This is a genomic window from Desmospora activa DSM 45169, assembly GCF_003046315.1.
GTDB lineage: Bacteria > Bacillota > Bacilli > Thermoactinomycetales > DSM-45169 > Desmospora > Desmospora activa.
Window position 1 is genome coordinate 2,287,763 of sequence record NZ_PZZP01000001.1, and the last position, 25,525, is coordinate 2,313,287.

The window sequence follows — 25,525 nt, forward strand, 5'->3', positions numbered from 1 at the left end:
CCATGAACTTAGTCCCTACGGTGATCGAACAAACCCATCGCGGTGAACGCTCCTACGATATCTACTCCCGCTTGCTAAAGGATCGTATCATTTTTCTAGGCCAAGCGATCGACGATCCGGTCGCAAATGGGATTATCGCCCAGCTGTTGTTTCTCGCTTCCGACAATCCAGATAAAGATATCCATCTCTATATCAACTGCCCTGGTGGTTCCACCACTGCTGGTGCCGCCATCTATGACACCATGCAACACATCAAGCCGGCTGTCTCCACCATTTGTGTCGGTTTAGCCGCTTCCTACGGTGCGGTGTTACTCGCCTCCGGCGCTCCCGGCAAACGTTTAGCCCTCCCCAATGCAGAAGTGATGATCCACCAACCCTGGGGCGGTACACAGGGGCAAGCATCCGATATCGCCATCCGCACACGCTGGATGCTAAAAACCAAAGAGACGATTAACCGCATCCTGGCGGAACGATCGGGGCAACCGTTGGAAAAAGTGGCACGGGATACGGACCGCGATTACTTTTTATCAGCGGATGAAGCAAAAGAGTACGGTTTGATTGATCGTGTGATCCAGCCGGGGGCTGCTTGAATGATATTGCATCAATCCCTACACAGGATGAATACGCCGGCGGAGGCAAGCCCCTCGTCGTTACAAACCATCTGTGGGGAAACCTCACAAATTGGTTGATTCCAGTTAATCCGAATGAGAGATTCTACAAACAAAGCTATGCGGAAAGAAGCCGCCGAGGACAAAGCTTGCACTGGTGTGTGTATGATAGAAGGTAACCAGGCAAGACTTCATTGGTACTTCTACTCACGCCCTACCATCTAACAAAGATAAAAAGAGCAGCCGTTTCCGATGGCGCACTTGTTTAAGGTTAGTGTTTCCCTAGACATGTGAAGGAGGGAAGCACTTTCTATATAATTCACAAGACAATGAATGGAGGGAAGCCGCTTGGATGTGCTAATTTTAGGAGGAACGAAGTTTGTCGGGCGTCATCTGACGGAAGCGGCGCTCAAGCGGGGACATCAGGTAACCTTGTTTCACTGGGGTCAGACCGGTGTCGATCTGTTTCCGGAAGTGGAACGGATCCACGGCGATCGAGACGGAGGATTGGATATCCTCCGTGGACGTCGCTGGGACGCTGTTATCGATACTTGTGGTTATGTGCCGCGATTGGTTCGGGACGCCGCCCGCTTAGCAGCTGATGTGGCTGATCATTACGCATTTATCTCCACTATCTCTGTCTATGCTTCTTATCTGAAAGAAGGACAGGATGAATCTGGTCCGTTAGGGCAACTGCAAACGGATACCGAGGAAGTGAACGGGGATACTTACGGACCGCTCAAAGTCCGATGTGAGCAGGAGGTAGCGCTTGCCATGCCTGGACGAAATCTCATCGTACGTCCCGGCTTGATCGTTGGCCCTCACGATCCCACCGATCGCTTTACTTACTGGCCATGGCGCTTTGATCGCGGGGGTACTGTATTAGCTCCCGGTCGTCCCGACCGGCCTGTTCAATGGATCGATGTGCGCGACCTGGCGGAATGGACACTAAAAATGGTGGAAAACAAACACACGGGGACTTTTAACGCCGTCACGCCTCCCCGTACCACCATGGCCGATCTGCTCCACGCTTGTGCCGATGAAGCAGGGAACGACACCACGATCACTTGGGTGGAGGATGCTTTTCTGATGGAACAAGGGGTCCAACCCTGGACTGAGCTTCCTTTATGGATTCCCGTGGATAAAAATTACGAGAATCACCAATTGAAGCTCACCCTCTCCAACAAAAAAGCGATCGCTGCCGGTCTCTCTTGCCGTTCTGTGGAAGAAACCGTGCGCGATACCCTGGCATGGATACGGAAACCGTCGGCGGATCATGAGTGGAAAGCAGGTATGGCAGCGGAGAAGGAGCAAGAGTTATTGCAACAGTGGTCTACAAAGTAAAGGCAGTGATATTTTCGATGTACAAAACGATTAACCGGGCAACGAGAGGGTTCGTTGCCCGGTTAATTTTAGTTCAAGAAGTGATTAATCAATCAAAAAATCTTCTTCCGTCAACAATCGTTCCGGAGTGGAACCAACGGGGTCTTGATGGAAATACTCGCGAATAACGCCATCCTGTAGATGGTTGGCAATGGCGATTAGAATCATCCCTTGATCCAGTGCCAGATACGCAGGAGTCACTTCCCCGGTGCGAACATTAACGGAATCTAAAAATCCATATTTTTCGTAGGTGTTCAACTGTTTTAGCGCTTTGATGTTATCCATCACTTCGTTTGGAATAAAATCTAGCGCCAATAAGCTGGCATGGGGAGTAACTGTCCCATCATCCTTATACCCATCGCTCCATGTTCCCGCTGCGGCCACTCCATACTCGGTATACCCGTCGGGGATCGCACAGGGGGAGAAGCCCCATGCCGGATACCCTTTTTCGTCGGCAAAAGCCACCTGAACTTGAGCGTATCGCAATCCGTTCAGCCCAAGGCCCTTGGGAGCCAAATCTTGTTCTTTCATCACGATTGTCGGCATTAACGCTTCAAACATACTTCCGCCCCAGCTGGGTACAAACTTAATCCCCTGATATTCATAATGTCCCTGGAAGAGTTCAATCCCATCGTATACCCTTGTTGTGCCTTGGGGGGTCTGTTGCTGCTCCCACTCAGGGGAAAACGTGCGAAACATCTTCCACCAATGCTCTGTGGGTAAATCCCCTTTGCCGATGCCGATATAACTGGCGACGCGGGGTTCCGTATTAAACATGCCGTAAGTATGGGCCGTATATTTGCCTGTCACTACATCAAATCCGCCGTACAATTGCCCCTCATCTGGGTTGTAGAGATCAGCAAAATCCATTGCATCCAACAGCAGTGTGGCATCAGCGGACAATTCCGGGTACGCTTGCCGCACCACCACCAATCCAGCTGCATACCAACCATTGTCAACGGACGAGATAAACTGTCCCCAATCGGTTTTCAACGAACCATCAGCGGTGTAGTACCAGTTGTATAAAAATCCGTTCCATTTTTCCATCTCTTTTACCGTCGAAAGCGTTCCTCTGATTCGCTTTACCGCCTCCTCGCGCTTGATGAACCCCAACTCTTCCGCCGCCACCACACTCATCATATACATTCCGATATTGGTGGGAGATGTGTGCTCCGCTTTTTTAATACCATCATCTTGCAAGCGGATTTCATCCAACGGCAACTGGGTACGTGGATCTGTCTGCTCGTCAAAAAACTTCCATGTTTTTTGAGCAATTTGACGCAATTGTTTCTGATCTCCTTTACTCAACTTGCCAGTCTGAGCCAACGCCAACGAAGACGATCCCATCCCGAAAATCAACAACAGCACCGTAAAAACTGTCAGCCCTTTTTTCACGTTGCTCCCCTCCTTAATTCATAAAAATGGTTAAAGCTACAATTGTCCCACTCCAGGGAATGAGTCAAAGGGATCTGCCAGACACCACCTTGTTGCAGAACCGCAAAATTGTTTTCAATCGAGCTTTTTTATCAATCGGTCTCTCTGTATAACTCCATCGCTACCGTTTCATCTGGTCTACCCTTTACTCGTACCGCCCGTATGTTACCGTCATCCTTTTCCCTAAAGTTGATTTCCCCCTTTACCGACCACCCCCTGTCCGCTACAAATGCCACGATCCCCTCGCCACTCGCAGGTAAGCACCATTGAAACTGCCAACCGCTTTCCCGGCGCTCCAGCTTCATCAACTCCATCGTGCTGTACCGGATGGCTACTCCTGCTTGCAGCGACAGATTGAGCGGTAGCATCACACCGGAACGAGGGGCCACCGTCAACCGCTCACCGTCGAACAGTGCTTGTCCCTCTCGAAAAACCTTACCGCTGTGAACGATTTCGTCGTAATTGTGAATAAAGCAGAAGCTTGTTTTTCCATCCGATCGTTCTACTAGGGACCACTCGGGGTTGTCGCTGGTGAGGATGGGGTTAACACCGATTCTCTTGGCCAGTTGACGGATCACGTCCAATTGATAACCGTAGTCATGGGCCAAACCAAGCCCCAGCATCAACAGACTCCCTTTGCCGTGATTTTGAAGATACGCTGTCACTTTTCCACTCTCTTCATCCCAGGCAACAGGTTCACCCGGTGCTGTTTCAAACAGCAGGCGGAAATCGACTTTAACCGAGTCCATCTCCATCACCTGAGTGAGGCCGATCCCAGGAACTGCTGTAAAGGAAGGGATCTCCAATTCATCAATGAGGACGGTGCAAGCGGAACCGTCCAAATTTTTAACCGGAGGGCGGGGAAAAAGGACCAACTTGCCGCCAGCATGAACATAGTGGACCAGCTTTTGTTGTAGTGCCTGATCCATCCTTTCTCCGCTAAACATCCATAGCGTAGGAATCCGCTGGGGTTCCAGCTGTTGTTCCCGCAGTACATCTACCGCCTCATAGGGAAGATTGGCCGCTGTCAAAAGCCGCCCCACACCGTCAAAGAAATAGCGCTCCCGCTCCCCGGCGATAGCTTCTGCCATTTGCTGCGTTCCCGCCCCCTCCGCAATCGTTTCCGTCATATAGTAATCGGGATAAAAGGCGAGATGCGTCACACTTCTCTTACGGCAAGGTAGCAGATGCTCTCCTGCGGCTTGCAAGATTTTCCCGATATGGCTCGCTTTTTGATAGGAAGGGCGCAATCTTCCCTCGGAGTCGACAGGGGCCTGCCATTCGTGGCGACGGCCAAACAAGCCGATTCCGTCCCGATTTTCGCCGCCGACAAACATGTAGTAGTTAAGGGCGTTCATTCCATGGGCGATACAGGTGCGTGCGTTTAAATCCAAATCCTGCGGATAGACGCGGGGGCGATCCGCCAGACGGCCGGACTGAAATTCCGCCGAGAACAAGGGCTGCTCCGGTGCGGATATCGCTTGCGTCAAGGCACAGCTCAACACCAGATCATGATACGTATCATAGCCGATATGTCCAGGGTAAAAATCACCCGCTAATACGGTGTTATCCACCTCCGCCGTCCGATAGAGCTGGGATAACCCGATCGGGTAATCGGTTCCACGGCTGTAGACGGAGAAATCTTTAAATCCGTGAATATTGATCAGATACGGAACCGTAATCCCGTGATTCTCCGCCATCTGCTTTAACTGAGCCACATATTCCTTGATCAATTCTCGCCAAAAACGCCCCCACTCCCAGTGCAACCCTTCCACCGCTTGTTCCTCTCCCGACAAAAAGCGCTCCACAAACGTATCCCACGCTTTCACGTCGGTCCCATAAGCTTGATTCAATCCTTCCAGATTTCCGTATTGCCGTTCGAGATAACGTTGAAACCGCTCCAACACATGGAGATGGTAATCGGAGGTATTGCTGACCCAGTGCAACATCCCGATTTCATTGCACAACTGAAACATGATGACGGGGCCGCCGCGATCCCGTTGGAACGGAGCCAACAAGGAACACACATGGGCATACCATCGCTCCACTTTTTCTAGGAAAAGCGGATGCAGATAGGAGACGACTTGGTTTGGGTGAAGCTCCCCGTTTTTGGTACGAGCGATCACTTCAGGATATTGTTGGTGCACCCATTGCGGAATCCCTTCCTTTTTTACTTCCGCCATCACATAGGGGCCGGGGCGGACAATGCAATACAATCCTTTATCCGCAACCAATTGTAAAAAGGCGCGTAAATCCGTCTCGGGGCGGCGTTTCCCCGTCAGATCCACCTCTCCTTCCTTCGGCTCATGCCAAGCCCAGGGGACATATGTGCTAACCAAATTGCAACCCGCCTCAAGGAGAAGATCCAAACGTTGGCTCCACTCCTCCCGCGGACAGCGAAAATAGTGAAACTCCCCTCCGTACAAAAAGCGCGGCTTTCCGTCGATGATAAACTGCCCTTGTTTCATCTCCACCCGACCATCTCCTCACTTTTACCTGTTCTCTTCTTGTTTTTTTAAGGCGGACAAACGCTGGGATGCAGTTTTGATAAGACCGTCATCGTTCGCAAACGCTTGCCTAACCACTTCATATGTCTCGATCGCAGCGTCAACATCCTGCTGCTGTTCATATAACTCTCCCACTCGCAGCATGATACGGCCTAAGTAGCGGTTATCCCGGTTAAAGTAGGCTTGAAACAGCGCCTCCCCTTCTGCAATCGTCAACTTCTCGTTGATAATCTGATCCACCATCCCGCGAGCATCTTCCACAAAAGAGGGTCGGGGCCAGGCATAAGGCTGATCCCAAGCGTCAATCACTTGCTGATATCCGCCTAGGAAAGCCGTTTCCCCGTTGGCGTTTTCCGTTTCCACCCCTTTGAGAGCGGCACCGTAATCCCCTTTGCGATAGTTGTCCGTCGCCATCTCATAATAAAATTGAGACGTCTGATACACTTCCACCCACACCCAGGCGTAAATCAATCCAACCAACCCGATCACCGCAGCGGTAAACAGCAGTCCTTTTTTCAATGTTGCTCCCCTCCCGTCACTTCAGGCCGACGCCGGAAAAGGCCCGAATAAAATAACGTTGCAGCCAGAAGAAAAGCAGGACCACCGGCAGCGTAACCAATGTCGTCGCCGCCCACAGCTGTTCCGCGTTTTTACCCGGAATCTCCGACTGGAAACTGTATAACCCAAGCTGCACGGTATATAGGCTGTCATCACGCAAATACAACAGCGCCTCCAGCAGATCGTTCCATGCACCCATAAAGCTGAGAACAGCGACGGTAACCAGCACCGGCGCAGACATAGGCAACAAAATCCGCCAGAATACTCCCCATAAGTTACATCCGTCCACTTTGGCAGCATCGAGAAAATCATCGGGAATCTGTTTATAGAACTGTCGAATCAAAAAGATGTTATAAGGCTGAACCGCCACCGGCAGAATCAGCGCCTTATACGTATTCACCCATCCCCAGTTAAACAGCATCGTATACTTTGGAATCAACAGCAGAATCGCCGGCACCATCATCGTTCCCAACACCATTAGAAACAACAGATTGCGCCCCGGAAAATCGATTTTAGCCAGAGCAAAAGCGACCATGGCACTCAACAATACATTGAGGATGGTAACACTGCCGGAAATGATGAGAGAATTCTTAAATAGGTTGAGGATATCCAGGCTGCGAAATACTTCCACATAGCCGTTCCAAGTGATATGGGTCGGCAAGGAAAGCGGGTCGTGCAAAATCTCCGGCCCCGGCTTTACCGAATTCATCACCATAAAGAAAAAGGGATAGATTACGACGGCGGCACCGATGGTCAAAAGCGTATAAATGAGTGCCAACGACCAGCGTCGTCGATTTTTCATCCCCAGCCGCAATCCGTTCATAACCCTCACCTCCCGCTTCCTTGACGGTTCAATAACTTCCATTGCAAAAACGTCAGAATTGAGATCACAATCGCCAGCATCAACCCTAAGGTGGCGGCATAACCCAGGTCCATCCGATCAAATCCTTGGCCGTACAGGTAGAGAACTGGGGTCAATGCAGAATGATACGGTCCGCCATACAGATCGAAATTCATAAACACTTCGGTAAACATCTGCATGCCATTGATCAGATTGACGGTTAATACAAACAGAATTTGCGGTTTTAACAAGGGAACCGTAATCGAGACGAGACGCCTCCACCAACCGGCCCCATCCATCTCCGCCGCCTCATATAGCTCCGGGTTGATGGCGTACATACCCCCAAGAAAAATCACCAGCTGGATACCAAACCACTTCCAAGAGTTAAAGATAGCCAACACCGGCATCGGCAGCCAGCGAGAAAACGTCCAAAATACTCCCTCATCCAACCATCCCCACTGCATCAACAACGATTGGATCGGTCCCGCCGGATTGGCCAAATACTGTAACAGGATCATCGCAACAGTTATCGAAGTGATCACCGGTAAAAAGTAAACCGTGCGAAAAAAGGAACCGCCGACCGTAATCTCCTTCAATAGAACCGCCAGCATAAACGCGACGGCAAAGGAAGTAGCGATAAAGATCACTTGGTTGTAGCCCACGTTAAAAATGGACTGCCAGAACAACGGATCTTTAACTGCGGCGACATAATTGCCGATACCGACGAATTTGGCCCGTTCCGGCTGTAATATATTAATGTCGAGGAAACTCAGTTTTAGAGACAACAGCAGTGGATAACTGATAAAGATCAAAAAGGTGAGAATAAAGGGCGCGGAGAAGAGATATCCCCACATCGTATCGGTAGAACGAAGTTTTCGACTAAACATGCGGGATCACTTCTTTCCCTGGAAAATGCCGATCCACTCCGTTCCTGTGAGTGGACCGGCGCTGGATGAGATTAGTGGGCCCCGGGTCCCGATTTCCGTCTTCACGCCTCTTTCCCTTTCAAGGATGAAGAACTGTCCGCTCCGCCGGAAATCGCTCCCCTCTTCCCATTATCAGTGTTGTCAGCAGACTCCCTCACTGCTCTTTCTTCAATACTTCACGGGCGCGAGCGGCCGCTTTTTTCACCCCTTCTTCCGGTGTGAGCGAACGGTCGATCACCACTTGCTGATACACTTGTAACAGCTCATTGGATACTTGATCCATCACGGCATATGGTTCATTGGGAAGCGTATGTTCCAGTTGATCCACAAACGGCTTCGTATCTTCCCGCTGGAAGTAGGGGTCGTCTTTTAACGCCGTCAGGGTGGGTAATTGTCCCAATTCTTTACAGGCCTTCAGGTTGATCTCCTCATCCATCAAATACTTGACAAACGCCCATGACGCTTGTTCTTCCGCCTCTTTGGCTTTAAAAATCATCAACGAACGACCGTCCAAGGTGGACCAGGGCGTCTGTCCCTCTTTCGGTGTGGGTAACGGTGCGATGCCGACGTCCTTGCCGATTTCCATCGGCTTTCCTTTGGCCTCTTTTAAGTTGGTCTTCCAACCGTAACCGTATTGAATCCACATGCCGATATTGCGATTAAAGAAGTCTTGCTCCATTGTTTTAGGCGCATAAGCTTGCGCCTCCCGGGCAAACGCTAGAAACTCCTTCATGCCGGCATCCTTTTGATCAAAGACGATATCGCTTCCATATTGGTTAAACAGCTGGTGTTTGCCGTCGTTCATGTTGTAATAGATTTGGGCCAACATCGTCCAATACCAGCCACCGCTGGAAAGCTGTTCATTCCAAAATACATTGCCGTATACCTTGTTGCCGTTGCGGGAGGGCAATTCGTTAATTTTTTTGGCCGCCTGCACATACTCATCAAAGGTGGAGGGTGGATTATCCGGATCTAAACCAGCCTCCTCAAACAATTGCTTATTGTAGATCAACATCTGGGTCGTCGCGTTCCAAGGAACGTAATACCACCCGCCGTAATCTTCATGAATAAAAGTCTCATCGAGTTGACTCTTTAGCTCATCCGCCCCTGGCAGCTCATCTAACTTTACCAACTTCCCCGCTTTCGCATATTTGGCAGGCTGATAGCCAAACACCCCCATCCACACATTGGGCGCATCACCGGCTGCGATGCGGGCATCCATCTGTCCTCCATCCGGCTCAGGCTGGACGTTGATTTTCACACCTGGATATTGCTTTTGAAATCCGGGGAGCACTTCTTTTTTCATAAAGTCCAGATAATCCCCTTGTGGAACAACCACAGACAGGTTCGCTTTCAGTTCGGTCGGATCTGCCGCTTGCTTCTCTTTCTCCTGAATAGCGGTATCCGGTGAGACGGTACTGCATCCCGCTAGAAACCCCGTGCATGCCAACAGCGTACACAGCAAAATCGTAAGCGCTTTCATTTTTTGCATAAACAATCCCTCCTCTATGATTGAGTTACTGCTTTAGGCGGGCAAGAATCCCGTTCAATCAGATGGGTATCCAGCACAACTGCATCAAGATTGGACTCCCCGTCTAACAACCGGAACAACAACTTAGCCGCGGTACTTCCCAACTGATACATCGGTTGGCGTACTGTCGTCAGCGTCGGCCGTATATACGAAGCCAACTGAATATCGTCAAAACCGACCACCGCCATCTCTTCTGGAATGCCGATTCCGCCTTGTTGCAACCCTTCGATCAAACCGATGGCCATTTCATCGTTTGCTGCAAAAATCGCTTGTGGCAGCATTCCTTCCGCCAGCAATCGCTTTGCCGCTCCGTAACCACCCTCCTTTGTAAAATCGCCTTGGAGACACCACTTGGGTTCCACAGTCCTGCCCGCCTCATGGAGAGATGCTTGATAACCGTAAAAACGATTGCGGTTATCGCTTGCATCTTCAGGACCGCCTAAGTAAGCGATTTCCGAATAACCCTGCCGGATCATCAACTGAACCGCTTCATACGCGGCTTTGCGGTTATCAATCATCACACTGGTCACATGGTTGGATGACACCTCTCGATTGAGCAGAACGATCGGAAAATCAGGGCGGGCCGCCTGACGTATCAAAGTGGCATCGATCTGTTGCGACATGATGATCATACCGTCGGTTCGTTTTTCCTGGATATATCGAATCGACTTCGGCCGCTCCCCGATTGCACTCATGGCAACCACATCATAATGATTGGCGGTGGTAAAGTCTTGGATGCCGCGAATCAATTCAGAGTAAAACGGCCCTGCTAGATCAGGCAAAATCAACCCGATGGTTTCCGTCTTACTCAGCTTTAAATCCCGTGCGATGCCGTTAGGTTGATAATTTAACCGGCGGGCGGCTGCAAGCACTTTTTCTTTCGTTTCTGCACGCACATGGGGTTGATTGTTTAAGGCTAAGGACACAGTGGAAATCGATACCCCCGCTAACTTCGCCACATCTTTAATCGTCGCCATTCCATCACTCTTTCACCGACTAAAATCGAAACGTTTCGAGATGAGTGTAAAAAAATTTCGATCCCTTTTCATGCCATTACTTAAAACGTTTCGAAAACAATGTAGCAAAAAATCTCTCTTCTTTTCAAATGCGATAAACCGGTTGTTTTAACCATATTTTCGCTTCTATCGATAAAATACGACCGATTACTCCCTATTTCTATGATTCAGTGATTTGATCCTGTTAATATTGCCTGTTATGGAATTTAATCATAATGTTTAGCTTGAGCTTTTCCGCCGTTTATGCCAAAAATAAAAGTGAAGGCTGAACCTTTTATTGGTAGCTCGGCTGGCTATTCATGTGTGATCGACGAGATCATCCGAAGGAGCGGTTTCATTATGATTACCGAAAAAGAAAAAATGGTAAAGGGCGAGATGTATAATCCCGCTGACGCCGAATTGCGACAAGATCGTAATCATGCACGCAGGTTGACTCGATTGTACAATCAAACCTTGGAAACAGAAGCGGACAAACGGACGGAATTATTAAAAGAGCTTTTCGGTTCCACTGGCGATCATTTATTTATCGAACCCCGCTTTCAATGCGATTACGGCTACAACATTTACGTCGGTGAAAGCTTTTATGCCAATTTTGATTGTCTTATCTTAGATGCGTGTGAAGTGCGAATCGGTGACAACTGCATGATGGCCCCAGGCGTACATATCTATACAGCCACACATCCCTTAAATCCAGATGAGCGCAACTCGGGGATCGAATACGGAAAACCGGTCACCATCGGTCACAATGTATGGATTGGTGGTCGAGCCGTCATTAATCCCGGAGTTACGATCGGAAATAATGTTGTCATCGCCTCCGGTGCAGTTGTGACAAAAGATGTACCAGATAATATCGTTGTCGGTGGAAACCCAGCAAGAGTGATCAAACGACTGGACGGTTGAGATTTCCAATTCGATAGAGGAATTACCGTGGGACTTCCGCATATGGAGGTCCCATTTTTGATTGATGGGACAGCAATATACGCATGAAAAAATTTCCGTCCCTTTCCTTTTCGTTTGCTCTCTTTTCTTGAAAAAAATGTGCTAAATTTGCTATAGAAACGGAATATGTGATAATATATACACGAACAATCGTTCTGGCTTCCAGCTGTACCCGATCTATAAAATAACTTTCTTTTATAGATATAACCTGAGAAAGAGGGTGGGTGTTGGAATGTTAACGGATCGGTATACCGAGATCGATGAGGTAATCGCGTATATTCATCACCATCTCCATGAACCGCTTTCGCTCTCCCACTTAGCGAAATATGCCGCCTACAGCCCCTACCATTTTACGCGTATTTTTAAAGAGCGAACCGGCCTCTCCCCTCAGTATTACATCTCTTCCCTCCGGTTGCAAAAAGCAAAGGATCTGTTGTTGCGTACCAATTTGACTGTCCGCGATATTGGGCTGGAGATCGGACAACAAAGCCTCGGCACCTTTACCACCCGTTTTACCAAACGTGTCGGCCTGACGCCATCCCAATTTCGAAACTCAACTCCTCAAGCCGATCACCTCTTTTATGCCTTGCAGCAGCTTCGAGACTGGCCTGCTTTTTCTTCTACATCCAAACAACATGGGCGCATGAAAGGAACCGTCCAGGCAGAAGTTCCGTTTTCAGGTGTCATTCTGATCGGACTGTTTGCCAAACCGATCCCGGAAGGCCTCCCCTTATATGGAACACTGCTTTCCTCTCTCGGAGAGTTTTGTTTTACCGACGTCAAACCGGGCACCTACTATCTGATGGCAACATCGGTCTCCTGGGGAATGCAGGCAATGGACTTTCTCGTTCCCTATTCCACCTTGCGCTTTCGCTCAAAAGAGCCAATCATCGTCAAACCTGATTCCCCCGTTCCCCATCAGCAAGTAACACTCTACCCGCCACGCTTAGACGATCCTCCCATCTTGATCTCCCTTCCGCTGTTGATGAATATTTTCCTGCAACGGATATCACAAACAGAGCAATCGATAAGAAATCATCACATATCGCCCATGCTAAAATGAGAATGTGATTGTTAAACAATTGATAAAATGGGAGGTTCTCGCTATATCCGCTGCCTTTGCTGTGCCTTGCTTATAACAGTGGTTAGCTCAACGAAGGAGTGATAAAATATGGGACTTCAAGCGGAAAAGATTTTTGTGAATTTGCCGGTCAAAGATCTGAAGAGATCCGTCGATTTTTTTACAAAACTCGGTTTTGAATTTAATGACCAATTCAGCGGTGACAAAGCGACGTGTATGGTAATCAGCGAAAATATTTATGCCATGTTGCTAGTGGAAGATTTCTTTCAATCGTTTACTAAAAAAGAACTTACCGATACCCGTAAAAGTGCTGAGATTATTGTGACATTGTCAGCAGAAAGCCGAGAACAAGTGGATGAAATTGTAAACCGGGGGTTAGCCGCCGGTGGAAAGCCTGGATATGAATTTGACCATGGCTTTATGTATGAATCCAGTTTTCAGGATATCGACGGACACTTTTGGGCATTCATCTATATGGATGAAAGTAAAATGCACGATAAATAAACGATTCCAATCTGAAGGAGATGTTCAATCATGTCAATCCATTTAATCCCTTATCTGATGATGCCGGGCAATGGACAGGAAGTAGTCCGATTTTATGAACAGGCATTGGATGCAAAAGTTCTCGCTCTTCAAACCTATGGAGAGATGCCACAAAATCCCGATTCGCCTCTGCCGGCACAATTAAACGATTATGTAGGTCATGCTCACTTAAAAATTGGGGAATCGGAACTGATGCTTTCCGACTCAACCGACGAATCCAACCAAGCGGGGAATCGCGTCACAATCTGTATCGCGACTGACGATGTAGAAAAAGCCAAAAAGCTATTTCATGCTTTGCAGCAAGGCGGCCAAGTAAACCATCCATTTGAAAAAACGTTTTTTAGCCCTGGTTTCGGTACTGTAACGGACAAGTTCGGCGTCACTTTCCAAATTGTAACCGAGGGCTAAACCAACGTATAGACAGCGTCAACCTCGTTAAGATAACAGTATTGTCATCAAAGTTCTCCCACTTTGGGAGAACTTTGTTTCAGAAGCTAAAACGAAAGGACACACCAGAGATGAAAAGGACGGACGACACCGCCAACCATGCATCCAACAATTCCGAAGTGAAAAAAAGCGTTCCGTGGATCTATTATGTTATTTTTTTTGCCGTACTGAACGAATCAGTCTTTAACGTCTCCACCCCGGATATCGCCCGGCAGTTTGATCTAGATGCCTCTGGAGTCAGTTGGGTGGTTACCATCTTTTTTATCGTTTTTGGGATGGGGATGGTAATCTTCGGCAAGCTTTCCGATATGTACAGCGTAAAAAAACTGATCACCATCGGTATCGTTCTCTACAGCATAGGGTCCGTGCTGGGGTTTGTCCTACAATCCTGGTACCCCGCTGTTATTTTGTCCCGAGCGATTCAAGGGGCAGGTGGATCCGCCATCCCAGCTTTGGTCTTTGTCATGGTCGCCCGCTTTTTTACAGCGGCAGAACGGGGGAAACTATTTGGCATTATAACCTCAACCGTCTCATTCGCGATTGGCATCGGTCCCTTGCTCGGCGGTTATATTGCCAGTACGTTCCATTGGTCCTATTTATTCCTTGTCTCTCTCCCGGTACTGATCGCAATCCCTTTTTTCCAAAAGTTCCTGCCGGAGGAACCGCGTCGAGCAGGCAAAATGGATATCGTGGGGGCAGTGCTCCTCGGCTTGGCCATCTCCATGATCATTCTATTTACAACTGAGGTGCAATGGCTTTACTTATTTATCGCTGTTTTGGCTCTGCTCCTATTTATCGTGCACATCCGCCGAGCGAAGGATCCTTTTGTGGATCCTGCCCTTTTTGTCGATCCGTTGTATCGAATTGGATTGATCATTGGCTTTTTCATTTTTGGAACGGTGATGTCTATCGTTTTTGTCATCCCGCTGATGTTTCATCACATCTATCATCTTAACCCGAAAGCGATCGGTCTCCTGATGTTTCCGGGAGCCATGAGCGCGGTTATTTTTGGAAGAGTGGCCGGTCATCTCACCGTCAAACGAGGGAGCCACTTTGTTGTGTACACCGGGTTAACCTTGATTGCAGTAAGCTTGCTGTTTCAGTCTTCCGTCATCGGGATGTGGGTATGGTATATCGGTGTTGCCCTCGTCCTGATGTATATCGGCTTTTCCTTTATGCAGACAGCATTGGCGGAGAGTATGACGCAAATCTTGCCGGTTGACCGCATCGGCGTCGGAATGGGGCTTTTCAATATGACCTCAACCCTCTCTGGGGCAGTCGTAACGGCACTCGTCGCTAAAGCGATCGAGCAAAAACTGCTCGCTTTCCCCTTCCATCCCTTACTCACAAGCTCGCATACGTTCTTGTACGGTAATCTCATTCTGCTATTAAGCATGGTTGTGGTAGCAAGCGCGCTGATGTATTTCTTCACTTTCGGTAAAAAAGCGCCCCAGCCGGTAAAAGAACCGATCTAAGAGGGCACGTTAAAGGAGGATACGATGATGCTAAGCACCGATCTCTTGCTCAGGGAGTTCACGGAAGAAGTGAAAACCACACGCCGCGTGCTCCAATGTATACCGGAAGAAAAGCTTTCATGGACACCACATCCCAAATCACTGTCATTGGGGCAGCTTGCGTACCATGTCGCCGTCATCCCCGGGGAGTTGGCTATGTTCCTCAGTGAGCTGACCCGGGAAGTTCCATCGGTACCGTTTCCCGAAGCAACCTCACTTTCTGAGCTCCTTTCGGCCCTCGATCGGAGTGAAGCCACCGCAACGGCACAACTGTCCGCCTGGGGAGAAGATGATCTCATGGCTGAATGGAAGATGGTACAGGGGGATCAAACCATCATAGCAGTACCTCGAATCGTGATGATGCGATCCATTCTATTCAACCACTGGTATCACCATCGCGGACAAATCCTGGTCTATCTACGACTGCTTGATGTACCCGTGCCAGCAGTATACGGTTCAAGTGCTGATGAAAATCCTTTTTGAGGACTGATAGGGCAACCTGGCACTATCTGCAAAAAATTGCCACAGATGGTTGTTCGAGCAACATGATTTGTCCGAGATTGTTGCGGTTATAAAAAATCTGTAGTCCAAAAAGCTCCCTCCTCTATACGGAAGGGAGCTTAATCATTTAGTGCGGGCTGTACCTTGCGGGCTGCATCTTCCATCTGCCACTCACTTTGTGATGCGGCGCACCACCGTTGCCACTGTACGAGCCGCTTGTCGTACCTGTTCCTCATCATTGCCACGTCCAAAGCTGAAACGAATGGCGGAGCGGGTTACTGTGTCATGCAAGTGCATCGCCTGTAATACATGGGATAACTCCAGCGTCCCTGAGGTACAGGCGGAGCCGCTGGCAACGGCGACTCCTTCCATATCCAGGTTCATCAACATCATTTCCGTATCCGCACCGGGAAAACTGACATTGAGAATATGGGGAAGATGTTGGTGTTGATGACCGTTGACCTGAAAGGTAATCTCCGCCCGCTCCCATTCATCCAACATCGCCTGGCGACAAAGGAGGGCATGTTCCCGATGTTCCTGGCGGTGAGACACGGCAATCTCTGCCGCGGCGCCAAAACCGACGATGCCGGGCACATTTTCCGTTCCCGCTCGTCGTCGCCGCTCTTGCATGCCTCCGTATTGGTTTGGCCAGAGAGGGATTTCCGGTCCGATATACAAAGCCCCTGCCCCTTTGGGACCGTTGATCTTGTGAGCGGATACCGTCACCAGATCGACGGGAAGGCTTTTGACATCCAATTCCTCCATCCCGTAAGCCTGTACCGCATCCGTATGAAAAGGCACCCCTCGATCCCGGCACATCTCTCCGATCGCAGTAATCGGTTGCAGGGTCCCCACTTCATTGTTACCATACATGATGCTCACGATGGCAGTGCGATCATCCAACGCCTCCTCTACAGCGGCGGGATTCACTTGTCCGGTTTGATCCACAGGCAGAAACGTCACTTGAAACCCCAGCCGCTCCATGTGTTGACAGATGTCCAACACGGCATGGTGTTCCACCTGGGAAGTGATAATATGATCTTTTCCCTGTTCCCGCCTCGCCCATGCGACTCCAGCCAATGCGAGATTATCCGCTTCTGTACCACCGCTGGTAAACACCAACCGGCTGGGATCGGCATTGAGTCCTCGTGCCACTTGATCTCGCGCACGGTCGACAGCATTGCGGATCGCACGTCCAAAACCGTGAATGCTAGAGGGATTGCCGAACTTCTCTTCTAAAAACGGCACCATCGCCTCTCTCACCAGCGGATGGATGGGCGTAGTCGCCGCATGATCCAAATAAACGGCCATTTTCGTTCACCTGCTTATTGCCATCAGATATAAAACATATACGAATCTTGATCCCCATCAGAAGTATGTTGATTGAGATCGGACAAAGTAGTGTTGTCCAACACTTCAGCAATCGCATCACGGATCCGGCGCCACAACTCCCGTCGGCCCGGATTTTCTTCCTCGGTAAACTCCACCGGGCTAATGGGTCCTTCCAAGACCCGAATCACATCACCAGCGGTGATTTCTTCCGGAGTACGAGAGAGCTTATACCCGCCATAGGCTCCGCGAACACTGCGGACCAGACCGGCATTGCGCAGGGGGGCGATCAACTGTTCCAAGTAATGTTCCGACAAGTTATGCCGCTCTGCCACACTTTTGAGAGAAGTCGGCTTTTCGCCATACCTAGCCGCCAAATCCATCATGATGGTAAGACCGTACCGTCCTTTAGTGGATACCTTCAATCTGAACACCTCTTTTCAACCACTGTTCAATCATTTTCTCCCAAAATTGTATCCAAAATTGCATCATGGGTCCAATCATCACCGAAAATAATAGCGTACCCACAAATACAGGGCCACCCAACAACCAACCCAACCCCATCACAGTCACTTCCATTCCTAAGCGCACTCGGCCGACAGACCAGCCGTAGCGCCGTGAAAGAGCCAGCACCACGCCGTCACGGGGGCCCGCCCCCAACTGTGGCGCAATGTACAAACCACAACCGAATCCCATGATGATGATGGCGACAATCATCAGGATCCATCGGGCCCACAGCTGTTCCGGTGTAACAAACCAAGGCATCGCCAAAAATAGATCCACAAAAAAGCCAATCAACAACATATTTAAAAGTGCTCCCGGACCCGGCCACTTTTTATCGAGGATGGCGGCCAGCGCGATAAAGAAAAAGCCGACCAGCTGCACCCATGTCCCGATGGTAAGCGGAGTCACCATGGAAAGTCCAATATGAAGCACATCCCAAGGAGCCACTCCTAAGTTGGCCCGAATCATCATGGCAATTCCCAGAGACATCATCCATAAACCGATCAAAAACGATCCCCAGCGGATCGAAAACGCATACCAGTGGATTTCTTTGAGCATCATCCATGCTTTCCTGTTCCAACCGTCTACTGTCTTCAATCGAACAACCCTTCTTTTTTCCAAGATGCTTTTCCTGCAACTAACAACAATTGTTAGTTTAACACAGGTATTCCGCTGCGAATAGCAGAAAGAAGAGGAATTTTCGTTACCCAAAAGATAACGCTCTCCTCCCTTGCCTCTCTCTTTTGTTTGTGATATGCATGGAATGAAAGGACGACAGTTGGAAAGGAATCGCGATATGAATCTGTTTGACTATGGACACGAACAAGAAAAGGAAAAACAAGCACCCTTAGCGGCACGGATGCGCCCCCGCACCTTGGTAGAGGTGGTGGGACAATCGCATATCCTGGGGGAAGGAAAGCTGCTCCGCCGCTCGATTGAAGCGGATCAGCTCTCTTCCATCATTTTGTACGGACCGCCCGGCACAGGCAAAACCACCTTAGCCAAAGTGATTGCCAATACAACGGAAGCCCACTTTGATCAATTGAACGCCGTCACCGCCGGTGTGGCGGACATCCGCCGCATCACCGCCGAAGCGAAGGAACGCCTGGGAATGTACGGTCGGCGTACGCTTCTCTTTATCGATGAAATCCATCGTTTCAACAAATCGCAACAAGATGCGTTGCTTCCATTTGTTGAAGACGGAACCATTATCCTGATTGGGGCGACGACCGAAAACCCGTCTTTTGAGGTGAACTCCGCCCTATTATCCCGTTCGCGCCTGTTTCAATTACAACCGTTGACAGAAGAAGAGCTAACCACCCTCGCCCAACGGGCATTGACCGATGAAGAGCGCGGCTTGGGAAATTACCGCGCTGAAGTGGATAAGGAGGCGTTAGCCCATCTGGTGACGATGGCCGGGGGTGATGCCCGCCATGTGCTAAACGCCCTTGAATTGGCGGTCGTCACCACACCGCCGGACAAAGACGGCATTCGTCGTATCACGTTGGCGGTCGCGGAAGAGTCGATTCAGCGCAAATTGATCCGCTATGATAAAAGCGGTGACAATCACTATGACACCATCTCTGCTTTTATCAAAAGCATGCGCGGCTCCGATCCCGATGCCGCCCTCTACTACTTGGCCAAGATGATCCACGCTGGTGAAGATCCACGCTTTATCGCCCGCCGTGTCTTTATCCATGCCGCGGAAGATGTGGGGATGGCCGACCCCCGTGCCCTGCTGGTCGCTTCTGCCGCCGCTCAAGCAGTGGAGCACATCGGGTTGCCGGAAGCACAGATCCCACTGGCACAAGCGGTGATTTACATTGCTACCGCCCCAAAGAGCAATGCCGTTGTCCAAGGCATCGGAGAGGCGATGGCAACGGTAAAAAACGAATCTCGCGGCGAAGTGCCCCTTCATCTTCACGACACCCACTATCCCGGTGCCAAACAACAAGGCCGGGGCAACGGCTATCGCTATCCCCACAATTACCCTCGCGGCTATGTGGAACAGCAGTATCTCCCCGAAGAACACATCGGACGCACCTTCTACCATCCCACCGACCGTGGATACGAAGGAAAACTGACGGAATTTCTAAAGTGGGTAAAGGACCCCTCCGCCCGAGAGAAGTCGTAAACCATCAATAACTCCCGCGCGTTTGTGCACGGGAGTTATTGACGATAAAGTGGGTCTTTCGTTTACAATATCTGTCTCCACGCCTCTTTCCCTTTCAAAAACGATGATGAGGTATCCCCTCCGTCTCCTCCGTCCCCAATCAACGTGAACTCGTTACTATGGAAGCTTCACTTTGTCTGGATTGGCCACCCCATAGATCGATTGAATCTGATTATCCTGGATTTCAAAGGAGATCACAGCTGTCGCTCCATTGTATGTTGTCACCAAACCCATTTGGCCGTTGACCCGATAAAATCGGATCGAAAAATCGGCGGGCAGTTTAGGCAACGTAAACTGAAAGAAGCTGGAAATTCGTTCCAATCCCTGGATGGGACGAAGAGCGGCTTGCACTTTTCCGCCCCCATCCGAATAAAGAATGGCGTCTTCTGATAGGATCCCCAGCAATTGTTGCACATTTCCAGTGAGGAGGGACTCAGCAAACTTCGTGACCAGTTCCGCTGTTTCTTCTTCTGGGATCACCTTTTTATCACGGAGATCACCAACACTCTTTTTGGCACGATGATAGATCTGACGGCAGTTGACACGACTTTTGCCCACAATCTCCGCAATCACTTCGTAATCATACTGCAATACTTCCCGCAACAAAAACACGACCCGTTCCACCCAAGTCAACTGTTCCATCAAAAACAGATAGGCGGTGGAAATCTCTTCTTTTCGGAGATAGCGCTGAATGGGATCGTTATGATCATCGCTAGCGGTGACATACGGCTCCGGCAACCATGTCCCCATATACGTCTCGCGTTGGTTGGCAGCTGAGCGTAAGTGGTCGATGCAACGGTTGGTCACCATTTTACACAGATAAGATTTAGGCTGGCGGATTTCTTCTTCCGCCAACCCATCAAGGGTAAGAAACACATCTTGGACGATATCCTCAGCATCGGATACACTGCCTAACATCCGATAAGCCAGTGAAAAGAGCAGGGGTTTATAAGACTGATAATAACTTTCGATTTCCAACCTCATCCTCCTCCCGCCTTTTTTTATAGTCGCCAATCACTGCTTGCGCCGCCCGTTTGGCACTGGCAAATGCGGCATTGGCCAATTGTTCCCCGTGTCCTGCCCAATCACCAGCGACATACAGACCGGCAATCTCCGGTATAGCGGGCCCAGGATTGATTCCCTTTTTATCTATGGTAGGTGCATCATAAACCACTGCCATATTGGGTAGATACTGTCTTACCACCACTTCCCTGCGCCAGCCAGGGTGAAGGAGATCCACAGCCTGCTCCAGCTGTCTCTCATCCTCTTCCGGAGAACTGCCATGGGGACCGATATATTTGAACAGATGTACCACATGATCCCCATGTCGGCTCAATTGGGACACACGGGAGTGGTGGGTGAAGAAGAGGGGTTGATCCAACCACAACGCAGTATGGCGTTTCGAATGAGGCAAGCGCTTTAGCGCTAGATCCAGACAGGCGACGCGTACGGGGTGGGCTTTTTCCTGCCAGCGATGCAGCGAAGTTTGTTCAGCATTTTGCAGAAGACGATACGCTGCTGTTGGGCTAGTCGCCATAATGGCAAAAGCGCAATCCAAATATTCATCATCAGCAAAGTGAAGGCGATGGATGCGGTCACGCGGTTCCACTTTGGTCACCGTTTTATTGTTAATAACGGTGGCACCGGCATGGATCGCCTTTTCGCGCAATTGATCGACGATGGTTTGCCAACCGCCGTCAATGTAGAGAACTCCCTTTTTCATCCCAAGTCGAAGTTGTGATATCGCGGATTGCGCCGATTGTCGGTCTGGATCATGCATAAAGGTGGCTGTGCGGCAAAAGGCATAAAAGATGTGACGGACCATGGGATCGCCAATTTCCTGTTCTGCCCACTCACGCAAAGAAAGAGTAGCGAAAGCATTCAAATCGGCCTTCATCAACTTTATCATAAGCTTGATGAAATCGATTTTACCGGATGCGGACAGGAGCTTGGATGAAATCAACCCAATCGGATTGGTGGAAAAAGAAAAAAGTTCGTTTTTCCATACCATCGAGAAACCCTTTGCAAGCGGACTCCCTCCTTGTAGCTCCACCCCCAGTTCCGTTAAAATCGTATCCGCCTCCCCTCCTCGATACAACGCATGCCCGCCCAGGTTTAACATCGCTCCTTGTTTTACCACAGTCTGAGCGCGCCCTCCCCATTGCTTTGACTTTTCCAACACCGTTACTTTGAAACCCGCTTGTGCCAGATAGACCGCCGCCGTCAACCCGGAAAGCCCGCCACCGATGATCGCCACATCACTCGTTTGCATCTTCAATCCCCCTTCGTCTGTTTACTCCTAAGACGAAGAGGGACAACGATTTGTGACAAAACTGACAGCAGTAGGATAAAAAAGGGCCCCTTGATCACCGATCAAAAGGACCTTATTTCAGGCATTTTTGTACAATCATATATCGGCCGGGTAGAGTGATGTAGCCATCCCCATTCCAGCACTAATACAAAGCATTCCAAGCCTTTTTGTACCTTTACATCATTTAATTCGATTCACGGTAACCCGTATTGGCCTTCACTTTCACCTCGGTATATCGTTTCAAATCCCGTTCCCGTGAGAAAATCGTTCCCAGATAGCCTCCGATAAACCCGAGCGGGACGGAAACAATCGCGGGGTTTGAGAGGGGGAACAACGGCTCACCAACGAAAATGGCCGTCCCTTCCGGCGACAATACGTTGGGGCTGACTACAACTAAGATAATTGCCGACAGTAAACCGGACAATACACCCGTGATCGCTCCTGTTGTATTAAAGCGCTTCCAATAGATCGTGTAGACAATGATAGGCAAGTTAGCACTGGCAGCGACACAAAAGGCAAGTGCCACCAAAAACGCGACATTTAAGTTTTGCGCAAATAAGGCGAGTACAATCGAGAAAAAGGCAACACCGATCGAAGCGAAGCGAGCGGCCAAAACTTGCTCTTTTTCAGTGACTTTCCCTTTTTTGATGATCTGGCCGTAGATATCATGGGCAAACGCAGAAGCACCCGATAAAACGAGACCGGCTACCACCGCCAAAATCGTAGCAAACGCGACGGCAGCGACAAACGACATCAGAAGATCGCCACCAAGTGCATCCGCCAACAGTGGAGCGGCCATATTACCTGCCGGATTGGCTTCAATGATCCGATCATATCCCACAAAGATGGCGGCTCCAAACCCAAGGAAAATCGTTAAAATGTAGAAGATACCCACAATCCAGGTGGCTGTTACTACGGAGCTACGTGCAGTTTTGGCGTCCTTCACCGTAAAAAAGCGCATTAAAATATGCGGCAATCCAGCTGTTCCCAACACCAGTGCCAGCATTAAAGAGATGGAGTCGAGAGGCAATTTGGATTGAATGCCCGGATTTAAATAATCCGCACCATGGGGAGTTGCCGTTTTTACTTCGGTAAACATCTGCATGATGTTAAAGTTAAATTTGAACAACACAATCAAGGAAATGAGCAACGTTCCCACCATTAACAATACCGCTTTGATGATCTGAACCCAGCTGGTTGCGGTCATGCCACCAAATAAAACATAGGTGGTCATCATCACCCCAACCAGAAGAACAGCCAACCAGTATTCGATTCCAAAGAGAAGTTGAATCAGGGCACCGGCGCCCACCAATTGTGCGATCATATAAAAGATCACAATCGTAATGGTACTAAAAGCGGCAACCCCACGCACCTTTTTAGCGTCAAAGCGGGCACTTACCATATCAGCCAAGGTATATTTTCCAAGGTTTCGCAGTGGTTCCGCCACAATAAACAATACAACCAGATAAGCGACTAGATAACCGATGCTGTAGAGGAAGCCATCAAACCCATTTAATGCGATAGCGCCTGCAATACCGAGAAAGGAGGCAGCGGACAAATAGTCACCAGCGATGGCCAAGCCATTTTGCCATCCGGTCAATCCGCCTCCCGCCGTATAAAACTCACTGGCGGTACGGGTTTTTTTGGCAGCAAAATACGTAATCACAAGGGTGCTGATTACAATGGCTAAAAATAATACGATGACGGTCATATTCATTGATTCTTCCCACTTTCGTTCAAATGCTCCGCCAAAATCTCATCCGCTGCTCCATCGAAATGAGCCGCTTTTCGTACATAGATCGTGCAAAGCGCCCATGTCATAACAAATTGTACAAAAGCCAACACCCATGCCCAGGTGATATCACCGATAAACGGTTGGTTCAAAACGGTGGAATAGGCACTTAGGACCGGAAGAGAAAAATAAATCACTAGGAAAAAAACTGTGAGTGAAATCAAAAATTTCTTTTTATCTTTCATAAGACTCTTAAATTTATTGCTTCCTGCAACAGCTTCATAATCAAGAGAATGACCGTTTTTTCCCTCTTCTTCCTTCGAAAGCGTTTGCATTTTTACTCACTCCTCACAAATGCATGCTCATAATTAGAAATACACCAAAAGATGTACTTCTTTTTCTGAATTATACCGATAATAAAGAATAAAGTAAAGGTAATTCGATTGATTAAGTTGCTATATTTTAGATAGGAGCTGCGCAACGAGAAGTGAATATGGATATACAACCGGATTAAGGAGGAATCTGATGCCGATATCGAAATATTACGCCCTCCTACGGCTCAAAGTGGGAAATGATTGTTTGATGATGCCGGCGGTATCCGCTGTATTCACGACGATCAAGGGGAAGGTCCGATCTATTTGCAGGGTGTATCCGAAAACTGCTAAAGAATCAGTTCCCCATTATAAATTAAACCGGTATCCCACACACCAGATCGTTTCAACTGATCACAAAAAAAGTAAAAGCCATTGTAGGAATCGTCAAGAGTAAACGTTAATATTATTGAAAAAGGAGTTGACAGTGAATGAAAGTAAAAGTGATACCTTATCTCGTTTTATTCATGGCAATTCTTTATATTTTTTTCATACCCGCAGAGCCTCAAGGAGTAAAAATATTTTTCAAAATCATTCCGATGCTACTAATCATTTATTTTGCTTTTGTTATTAAACAAACCGATAATAAACAGTCAATCTTGCTCCTTATCGGTTTGTTTTTTTGTATGCTTGGAGATGGATTATTAATTTGGTTTGTTGTTGGTTTAACCGCATTTTTAATTGGCCATCTATTTTATACTGCAAGCTTCCTGACTAGCCGGCATTTTTCGTGGCTGCGGGCATCAATGGCTTTACCGATTGGCTTATATAGCTATATTATAGCTGGAGAATTAGTGAAAGCGCTACAGTCGAGCGGACAAACAAGCTTAATCATTCCTATCATTGCTTATGTATGTGTAATCTCGATCATGTTTTGGACAGCGATCATGAGCGGGAAGATTGCCGCCATGTTTGGAAGCGGGTTATTTGTCATTTCAGACTCGATTCTCGCTTGGAATAAATTTGTCGCGAGTCTGCCTTTTGCCGGGGAGTTAATTATGATCACCTATTATAACGCGCAATTTTTAATCGCTTACAGTCTGAAAAAATCTGAATCAACCGATTATGAAACAAATAAAAATGAACAAATATCATCCTCAATAAGCTGAATCATCTTGGCATCCCCTTCCCTTTCATCATGCATCTTCCTTCACCGTATGGATTACACTGCGGCGTGCCGAATAATGGATCAATCGTGACTTCACAGTTTATGCACAAATACATTTTTACCAATACGCAATTAATCACATGTCCGGCCGTGGACCCCGGTGCTATA

Annotated in this window: 24 protein-coding genes and 1 pseudogene; 10 read left to right on the forward strand and 15 right to left on the reverse strand. The window is 48.8% G+C overall.

Going from position 1 to position 25,525, the window contains the following annotated elements:
- Window positions 1-2 precede the first annotated feature (2 nt).
- Window positions 3-590, forward strand: a complete 588-nt coding sequence (gene clpP / locus C8J48_RS11100; RefSeq protein ID WP_107726781.1) for an ATP-dependent Clp endopeptidase proteolytic subunit ClpP — start codon at window positions 3-5, stop codon at window positions 588-590.
- Window positions 591-962: 372 nt separating this feature from the next.
- Window positions 963-1,952, forward strand: coding sequence for a Rossmann-fold NAD(P)-binding domain-containing protein (locus C8J48_RS11105; RefSeq protein WP_245891216.1), 990 nt, complete (start codon window positions 963-965; stop codon window positions 1,950-1,952).
- An 84-nt stretch (window positions 1,953-2,036) separates the two neighbouring features.
- Here the strand turns inward: C8J48_RS11105 and C8J48_RS11110 are convergent, their stop codons facing one another.
- From C8J48_RS11110 to C8J48_RS11140, 7 genes are all read right to left on the reverse strand, one after another.
- Window positions 2,037-3,386, reverse strand: a complete 1,350-nt coding sequence (locus tag C8J48_RS11110) for a glucoamylase family protein (protein WP_245891133.1) — start codon at window positions 3,384-3,386, stop codon at window positions 2,037-2,039.
- Window positions 3,387-3,517: 131 nt separating this feature from the next.
- On the reverse strand, window positions 3,518-5,893 hold the full coding sequence (locus C8J48_RS11115) for a beta-galactosidase (RefSeq protein ID WP_245891217.1): 2,376 nt from the start codon (window positions 5,891-5,893) through the stop codon (window positions 3,518-3,520).
- 24 nt (window positions 5,894-5,917) lie between these two features.
- The gene (locus C8J48_RS11120; RefSeq protein ID WP_107726786.1) at window positions 5,918-6,451 is read right to left on the reverse strand and encodes a hypothetical protein; all 534 of its coding nucleotides are present in this window, start codon (window positions 6,449-6,451) and stop codon (window positions 5,918-5,920) included.
- Between the two features lie 16 nt (window positions 6,452-6,467).
- The gene (locus C8J48_RS11125) at window positions 6,468-7,313 is read right to left on the reverse strand and encodes a carbohydrate ABC transporter permease (RefSeq protein ID WP_211316617.1); all 846 of its coding nucleotides are present in this window, start codon (window positions 7,311-7,313) and stop codon (window positions 6,468-6,470) included.
- A gap of 5 nt (window positions 7,314-7,318) precedes the next feature.
- Window positions 7,319-8,218: a carbohydrate ABC transporter permease gene (locus tag C8J48_RS11130; RefSeq protein WP_107726788.1), complete on the reverse strand. Its 900-nt coding sequence runs from the start codon at window positions 8,216-8,218 to the stop codon at window positions 7,319-7,321.
- A 193-nt stretch (window positions 8,219-8,411) separates the two neighbouring features.
- Window positions 8,412-9,749, reverse strand: coding sequence for an extracellular solute-binding protein (locus C8J48_RS11135; RefSeq protein WP_107726790.1), 1,338 nt, complete (start codon window positions 9,747-9,749; stop codon window positions 8,412-8,414).
- A 14-nt stretch (window positions 9,750-9,763) separates the two neighbouring features.
- A complete protein-coding gene (locus tag C8J48_RS11140) occupies window positions 9,764-10,765 on the reverse strand; it encodes a LacI family DNA-binding transcriptional regulator (protein WP_107726792.1) in 1,002 nt (333 codons plus the stop codon).
- Between the two features lie 378 nt (window positions 10,766-11,143).
- On the opposite strand from C8J48_RS11140, the gene maa reads away from it, so the two are divergent.
- From maa to C8J48_RS11170, 6 genes are all read left to right on the forward strand, one after another.
- Window positions 11,144-11,704: a maltose O-acetyltransferase gene (gene maa, locus C8J48_RS11145; RefSeq protein WP_107726794.1), complete on the forward strand. Its 561-nt coding sequence runs from the start codon at window positions 11,144-11,146 to the stop codon at window positions 11,702-11,704.
- A gap of 271 nt (window positions 11,705-11,975) precedes the next feature.
- Window positions 11,976-12,806 (forward strand): helix-turn-helix domain-containing protein, encoded by an 831-nt coding sequence (locus C8J48_RS11150; RefSeq protein ID WP_107726796.1) that lies wholly within the window; start codon window positions 11,976-11,978, stop codon window positions 12,804-12,806.
- Window positions 12,807-12,914: 108 nt separating this feature from the next.
- Entirely contained in the window at window positions 12,915-13,328 is a 414-nt protein-coding gene (locus C8J48_RS11155; RefSeq protein WP_107726798.1) for a VOC family protein, read from the forward strand.
- 30 nt (window positions 13,329-13,358) lie between these two features.
- On the forward strand, window positions 13,359-13,775 hold the full coding sequence (locus C8J48_RS11160; protein WP_107726800.1) for a VOC family protein: 417 nt from the start codon (window positions 13,359-13,361) through the stop codon (window positions 13,773-13,775).
- A gap of 110 nt (window positions 13,776-13,885) precedes the next feature.
- A complete protein-coding gene (locus tag C8J48_RS11165; RefSeq protein WP_107727720.1) occupies window positions 13,886-15,289 on the forward strand; it encodes an MFS transporter in 1,404 nt (467 codons plus the stop codon).
- A gap of 27 nt (window positions 15,290-15,316) precedes the next feature.
- On the forward strand, window positions 15,317-15,811 hold the full coding sequence (locus C8J48_RS11170) for a DinB family protein (RefSeq protein WP_107726802.1): 495 nt from the start codon (window positions 15,317-15,319) through the stop codon (window positions 15,809-15,811).
- A gap of 189 nt (window positions 15,812-16,000) precedes the next feature.
- Here C8J48_RS11170 and C8J48_RS11175 read toward each other — a convergent pair whose 3' ends face one another.
- From C8J48_RS11175 to C8J48_RS11185, 3 genes are read right to left on the reverse strand one after another with little or no spacing between them, the layout of a single operon-like run.
- Complete coding sequence (locus C8J48_RS11175; RefSeq protein ID WP_107726804.1) at window positions 16,001-17,140, reverse strand: cysteine desulfurase family protein; 1,140 nt, start codon at window positions 17,138-17,140, stop codon at window positions 16,001-16,003.
- 23 nt (window positions 17,141-17,163) lie between these two features.
- Window positions 17,164-17,583 carry a cysteine metabolism transcriptional regulator CymR gene (cymR, locus tag C8J48_RS11180; RefSeq protein WP_107726806.1) on the reverse strand — a complete coding sequence of 140 codons (420 nt, stop codon included), beginning with the start codon at window positions 17,581-17,583 and terminating at the stop codon, window positions 17,164-17,166.
- Window positions 17,567-18,223, reverse strand: coding sequence for a YczE/YyaS/YitT family protein (locus C8J48_RS11185; RefSeq protein WP_107726808.1), 657 nt, complete (start codon window positions 18,221-18,223; stop codon window positions 17,567-17,569). Before C8J48_RS11185 ends, cymR begins: the two co-directional genes overlap by 17 nt.
- 235 nt (window positions 18,224-18,458) lie before the next feature.
- On the opposite strand from C8J48_RS11185, the gene C8J48_RS11190 reads away from it, so the two are divergent.
- Window positions 18,459-19,796, forward strand: coding sequence for an AAA family ATPase (locus C8J48_RS11190; protein ID WP_107726810.1), 1,338 nt, complete (start codon window positions 18,459-18,461; stop codon window positions 19,794-19,796).
- Between the two features lie 156 nt (window positions 19,797-19,952).
- Here the strand turns inward: C8J48_RS11190 and C8J48_RS11195 are convergent, their stop codons facing one another.
- The 4 genes from C8J48_RS11195 to C8J48_RS11210 all read right to left on the reverse strand — a co-directional run bounded on the left by C8J48_RS11195 (window position 19,953) and on the right by C8J48_RS11210 (window position 24,213).
- Complete coding sequence (locus tag C8J48_RS11195; RefSeq protein WP_211316618.1) at window positions 19,953-20,813, reverse strand: RNA polymerase sigma-70 factor; 861 nt, start codon at window positions 20,811-20,813, stop codon at window positions 19,953-19,955.
- Window positions 20,782-22,107, reverse strand: a complete 1,326-nt coding sequence (locus C8J48_RS11200) for a phytoene desaturase family protein (RefSeq protein ID WP_245891134.1) — start codon at window positions 22,105-22,107, stop codon at window positions 20,782-20,784. The genes C8J48_RS11195 and C8J48_RS11200 overlap by 32 nt, the downstream gene beginning before the upstream one ends.
- A gap of 223 nt (window positions 22,108-22,330) precedes the next feature.
- On the reverse strand, window positions 22,331-23,863 hold the full coding sequence (locus C8J48_RS11205; protein ID WP_107726817.1) for a solute symporter family protein: 1,533 nt from the start codon (window positions 23,861-23,863) through the stop codon (window positions 22,331-22,333).
- Window positions 23,860-24,213 (reverse strand): DUF485 domain-containing protein, encoded by a 354-nt coding sequence (locus C8J48_RS11210; RefSeq protein WP_107726819.1) that lies wholly within the window; start codon window positions 24,211-24,213, stop codon window positions 23,860-23,862. The genes C8J48_RS11205 and C8J48_RS11210 overlap by 4 nt, the downstream gene beginning before the upstream one ends.
- Window positions 24,214-24,680: 467 nt before the next feature.
- On the opposite strand from C8J48_RS11210, the gene C8J48_RS11215 reads away from it, so the two are divergent.
- On the forward strand, window positions 24,681-25,358 hold the full coding sequence (locus C8J48_RS11215) for a lysoplasmalogenase (RefSeq protein WP_107726821.1): 678 nt from the start codon (window positions 24,681-24,683) through the stop codon (window positions 25,356-25,358).
- Window position 25,359: 1 nt separating this feature from the next.
- On the opposite strand, the pseudogene C8J48_RS19110 reads toward C8J48_RS11215, so the two are convergent.
- Window positions 25,360-25,497: pseudogene (locus tag C8J48_RS19110) on the reverse strand (cobalamin/Fe(3+)-siderophore ABC transporter ATP-binding protein); the annotation flags it as partial.
- Window positions 25,498-25,525 lie beyond the last annotated feature (28 nt).

What these genes read in the sequence shown, in the direction of transcription:
- clpP (WP_107726781.1), top strand. Translation starts at nt 3, where the DNA reads ATGAACTTAGTCCCTACGGTGATCGAACAAACCCATCGCGGTGAACGC.
- C8J48_RS11115 (WP_245891217.1), bottom strand. Translation starts at nt 5,893, where the DNA reads ATGAAACAAGGGCAGTTTATCATCGACGGAAAGCCGCGCTTTTTGTAC.
- C8J48_RS11125 (WP_211316617.1), bottom strand. Translation starts at nt 7,313, where the DNA reads ATGAACGGATTGCGGCTGGGGATGAAAAATCGACGACGCTGGTCGTTG.
- C8J48_RS11130 (WP_107726788.1), bottom strand. Translation starts at nt 8,218, where the DNA reads ATGTTTAGTCGAAAACTTCGTTCTACCGATACGATGTGGGGATATCTC.
- C8J48_RS11135 (WP_107726790.1), bottom strand. Translation starts at nt 9,749, where the DNA reads ATGCAAAAAATGAAAGCGCTTACGATTTTGCTGTGTACGCTGTTGGCA.
- C8J48_RS11140 (WP_107726792.1), bottom strand. Translation starts at nt 10,765, where the DNA reads ATGGCGACGATTAAAGATGTGGCGAAGTTAGCGGGGGTATCGATTTCC.
- maa (WP_107726794.1), top strand. Translation starts at nt 11,144, where the DNA reads ATGATTACCGAAAAAGAAAAAATGGTAAAGGGCGAGATGTATAATCCC.
- C8J48_RS11150 (WP_107726796.1), top strand. Translation starts at nt 11,976, where the DNA reads ATGTTAACGGATCGGTATACCGAGATCGATGAGGTAATCGCGTATATT.
- C8J48_RS11155 (WP_107726798.1), top strand. Translation starts at nt 12,915, where the DNA reads ATGGGACTTCAAGCGGAAAAGATTTTTGTGAATTTGCCGGTCAAAGAT.
- C8J48_RS11160 (WP_107726800.1), top strand. Translation starts at nt 13,359, where the DNA reads ATGTCAATCCATTTAATCCCTTATCTGATGATGCCGGGCAATGGACAG.
- C8J48_RS11165 (WP_107727720.1), top strand. Translation starts at nt 13,886, where the DNA reads ATGAAAAGGACGGACGACACCGCCAACCATGCATCCAACAATTCCGAA.
- C8J48_RS11170 (WP_107726802.1), top strand. Translation starts at nt 15,317, where the DNA reads ATGCTAAGCACCGATCTCTTGCTCAGGGAGTTCACGGAAGAAGTGAAA.
- C8J48_RS11175 (WP_107726804.1), bottom strand. Translation starts at nt 17,140, where the DNA reads ATGGCCGTTTATTTGGATCATGCGGCGACTACGCCCATCCATCCGCTG.
- C8J48_RS11185 (WP_107726808.1), bottom strand. Translation starts at nt 18,223, where the DNA reads ATGATGCTCAAAGAAATCCACTGGTATGCGTTTTCGATCCGCTGGGGA.
- C8J48_RS11190 (WP_107726810.1), top strand. Translation starts at nt 18,459, where the DNA reads ATGAATCTGTTTGACTATGGACACGAACAAGAAAAGGAAAAACAAGCA.
- C8J48_RS11200 (WP_245891134.1), bottom strand. Translation starts at nt 22,107, where the DNA reads ATGCAAACGAGTGATGTGGCGATCATCGGTGGCGGGCTTTCCGGGTTG.
- C8J48_RS11205 (WP_107726817.1), bottom strand. Translation starts at nt 23,863, where the DNA reads ATGAATATGACCGTCATCGTATTATTTTTAGCCATTGTAATCAGCACC.
- C8J48_RS11210 (WP_107726819.1), bottom strand. Translation starts at nt 24,213, where the DNA reads ATGCAAACGCTTTCGAAGGAAGAAGAGGGAAAAAACGGTCATTCTCTT.
- C8J48_RS11215 (WP_107726821.1), top strand. Translation starts at nt 24,681, where the DNA reads ATGAAAGTAAAAGTGATACCTTATCTCGTTTTATTCATGGCAATTCTT.